The sequence below is a fragment of the Bradyrhizobium sp. Leo170 genome (genome assembly GCF_004296405.1).
Lineage (GTDB): Bacteria > Pseudomonadota > Alphaproteobacteria > Rhizobiales > Xanthobacteraceae > Bradyrhizobium.
Map to the genome: position 1 here is coordinate 1 of NZ_PSRR01000600.1, position 2,576 is coordinate 2,576.

The window sequence follows — 2,576 nt, forward strand, 5'->3', positions numbered from 1 at the left end:
GGTTGGCAACCTTGTGGATGTGACGGATATCACTCAATTGTCGCCGCGGACAACCTGATCGGCGCGTATTGTCGCAGGCGTGTCGCATTCATCGCGATGCAAACCGGCTGGCGCGATTGTGATTTCCACACAATTCCTCGGGTTGTGTAGCTGCACGCACGATGGAAGCGGCCGCAATTTCACGTCGTAGCCCGGGTGAAGCGAAGCGTAACCCGGGGCCGCTCTTAATGCTGACGCAGACGTCCCGGGTTGGGCTTCGCTCCACCCGGGCTACAGGGAAGTGGGACATGACAAGCCGGGTCGGAACAGAGCGCACTGCGCGCACGCGGATGATGGTCGCGCTGCTCGCATTTTCGGTCGTGAGCGGCGCGTGGGCGCAGGACGCGGGCGACGCCCCCAAACCGTCAGCACCGTCGGCTTCGCCGACGACAGAGGCGCCGGCCGGTCGGAAGGGCGGCGGAGACCGCAGTGCGGCAGCCAATCCACCCTCGGCGTCCGAGCAGCACCGCTTGCCGCCTGATACCACGACCAAGCAGACGCTGGCGCTGCCGGGACGTACCTTGGAGTTCACGGCTACCGCCGGCTCGATCCGCCTGTTCGACCAGAAGGGCGAGCCGCAGGCCGATATCGCCTATACCTCCTATCAGCTCGACGGCACCGATCGGGCGAATCGCCCGGTCACCTTCCTGTTCAACGGCGGGCCGGGCGCATCGTCGGCCTGGCTGCAGCTCGGCAGCGCCGGACCGTGGCGGATTGCGCTGGGCGGCGAGGGGGCGGTGTCGTCGGCGTCGCCCGAGCTGGTGCCGAATGCGGAAACCTGGCTCGACTTCACCGACCTCGTCTTCATCGATCCCGTCGACACCGGCTATAGCCGTTTTGTCGCGACCGGAGACGACGTGCGCAAGCGCTTCTTCTCGGTCGACGGCGATGTCAATGCGGTCGCGCTGGTGATCCGCCGCTGGCTCGAGAAGCATGAGCGGCTGCTGTCGCCGAAGTATGTCGTGGGCGAAAGCTATGGCGGCATCCGCGGGCCGAAGATCGTGCATAATCTGCAGACCGAGCAGGGCGTCGGCGTAAAGGGATTGATCCTGCTTTCGCCGCTGCTCGATTTCCGCGAATTCCAGGGCACGAGCCTGCTGCAATATGTCGCGAGCCTTCCGACCATGGCGGCGGTCGCGCGCCAGAGAAAGGGGCCGGTGACGCGCAGCGACGTCGCCGATGTCGAACAATATGCGCGCGGCGATTTCCTGGTCGACCTTGTCAAGGGGCAAGCCGACAGCGAGGCTACGACACGGCTCGCCAACAGGGTGGCGGCCCTGACCGACATCGATCCGGCGGTGAGCCGCCGCCTCGCGGGGCGTTTCGATGTCTCCGAATTCCGCAGGGAGTTCGATCGCCGCAATGGCAAGGTGACCGGCCGCTACGACGCATCAGTCGAAGGCTTCGATCCCAATCCGGATTCGAGCGTTTCACGCTTCGGCGATCCGTCCGGCGATCCGCTGATTGCGCCGCTGACGAGTGCTGTTGTCGACCTCACCAGGGGCAGGCTGAACTGGCGGCCGGACGGATCCTATCATCTGCTCAACGGCCGCGTCGCCGGCTCCTGGGATTTCGGCCGCGGGACAAACCCGGCCGAGTCGGTCTCACAGCTCCGGCAGATTCTCGCGCTCGATCCGAAGCTGAAGCTCCTGATCGGCCACGGCCTGTTCGATCTCGCGACCCCTTACTTCGGCTCGGCGATGGCGCTCGACCAACTGCCGGCTTTTGCGAGCCCGGACCGTGTCAGACTTGTCGTCTATCCCGGCGGCCACATGTTCTATTCCCGCGACACTTCGCGCCAGGCATTCAGAGGCGAGGTCGAAGCGGTGATGAAGTAGGCGGGGCGGTGATGGAGTAGGCGAGAGCGGTTGACCTTCTTTGCCGGCAATCCAGCAGCGTGCACGCTATTAGACCCTCATGGTGAGGAGCGCGTCTTCGCGCGTCTCCGGACGATGCTTCGCATCGCCTTGAGAACCATGAGGCCCCGCTCTCACCCGTGGCCATCCCTCGAGACGCCGCTGGCGCGGCTCCTCGGGATGAGGTCCGTCGTTTCATCCCGCAACGGACGAGACAATATTTTGCAGCTTACTTGAAGTTGTCGTTTGCGCGATCGGGCAGCGCTTCTGTCGTATGACACGCATCATTTAGCTGATGCAAAATTCACGTTTTCTAGAGTCGTGATTGAACCTGATGACATGCGGCGCTGACCAATTCAGTGCTGGGGATTTCAGGGCCCAGTATCTATCAACGCCACCAAGCAATATTCATTGCGCTCGGTGGCGTTTATTTTTGGCGGGTTGCTGACCACCCGCTGTCATTCCGAGGCCCGACGAAGTCGCGAGCCCTGACAACCCCGTCATTGCGAGCCAACGGGTCGCGCGAACGCGCGCCCGATGACGGGCTCCGCGAAGCAATCCATGCCTCCGCTCGCGGCGCTATGGATTGCTTCGCTGCGCTCGCAATGACGATGTGGTTGCTTTGGGTGCGACAAATCAACCCGACGGGCAAATCAGCAAAAGTCTGTCTATCCCTCGCGG

Annotated in this window: 1 protein-coding gene; it reads left to right on the top strand. The window is 63.4% G+C overall.

The window, feature by feature from the left end:
- Positions 1-329 precede the first annotated feature (329 nt).
- Positions 330-1,877 carry a S10 family peptidase gene (locus CWO89_RS42955; RefSeq protein ID WP_130584236.1) on the top strand — a complete coding sequence of 516 codons (1,548 nt, stop codon included), beginning with the start codon at positions 330-332 and terminating at the stop codon, positions 1,875-1,877.
- Positions 1,878-2,576: the final 699 nt, after the last annotated feature.

What these genes read in the sequence shown, in the direction of transcription:
- CWO89_RS42955 (WP_130584236.1), top strand. Translation starts at nt 330, where the DNA reads ATGATGGTCGCGCTGCTCGCATTTTCGGTCGTGAGCGGCGCGTGGGCG.